Below are 1,019 nucleotides of genomic sequence, written 5' to 3'. Positions count from 1 at the left end.
CTGGGCAAAGATACCGTCAGCACAGTAGTCACCGATGAGCCGGGCACCCCTGGCAACCCAGGCGGCAACAACGAAGGCGACCTGGTTAAGGTCACCATCGCTGCCGATCAGCTGTCTGTGAATGAGGCTACTGAGCCTACCTTCACCGTCACCCTGAACAAGGTTTTGGACAAGCCGTTCACCGTAACCCTGAGCACCGGTGCCACCCTGACCTTCGCGGCCGGTGAAACCACCAAGTCCTACGCCGCTCCGGCGCAGGGCGAGGATGTGTTCAAGGACGAAGGCAAGATCACCGTCAGCATCACCAAGGCGGAAGTGGTCGGCGAGCAGCTGGAAAATCTGCAGATCGGCGAGCCTGCGTCCGTAGCTGTGACCGATACTCAGAGCCCGGTGACTGCTGAACTGTCGGTAGACAACTCTACCGTCGCCGAAGGCGGTCAGATCACTTATACCGTGACCTTGAGCAGCGCTGATCCAAGCTTGCCAGTGACCAACCACAAGGGCCTGACTTTCACCCTGACTGACGGCACCACTGTGACCGTTAAAGCAGGTGAGGCCACCGGCTCGGTTACCGTCACCGCGCCAGATAACGTCTACGTCAACGATCCAATCACCATCACCCAAGGTCTGACCAAGGTCGAAGGCGCTGGCGCCGATCAGTTCGAACAACTGAACCTGGGCAAAGATACTGTCAGCACAGTAGTTACCGATGAGCCAGGCACTCCAGGTAACCCAGGTGGCAATAACGAAGGCGACCTGGTCAAGGTCACCATCGCTGCCGACCAGCTGTCCGTGAATGAGGCGACTGAGCCAACCTTCACCGTTACCTTGAACAAAGCGCTCGACAAGCCATTCACCGTGACCCTGAGCACCGGTGCCACCCTGACCTTCGCGGCAGGTGAAACCACCAAGTCCTACGCCGCACCGGCGCAGGGCGATGACGTGTTCAAGGACGAAGGCAAGATCACCGTCAGCATCACCAAGGCGGAAGTCGTCGGCGAGCAGCTGGAAAACCTGCA

1 protein-coding gene is annotated in these 1,019 nt (G+C 59.0%); it reads left to right on the top strand.

What is annotated here, in order from left to right; all coding sequences use genetic code 11:
• Positions 1-1,019, top strand: a 1,019-nt coding sequence (locus APH30_RS29265) for an immunoglobulin-like domain-containing protein (protein ID WP_177333812.1), incomplete at both ends; no start/stop codon positions are given.

Origin of the sequence: Pseudomonas sp. NBRC 111127, assembly GCF_001320345.1 — a bacterium.
GTDB classification, from domain to species: Bacteria; Pseudomonadota; Gammaproteobacteria; order Pseudomonadales; family Pseudomonadaceae; genus Aquipseudomonas; species Aquipseudomonas juntendi.
This window is presented reverse-complemented; position numbering and strand designations above follow the sequence as displayed.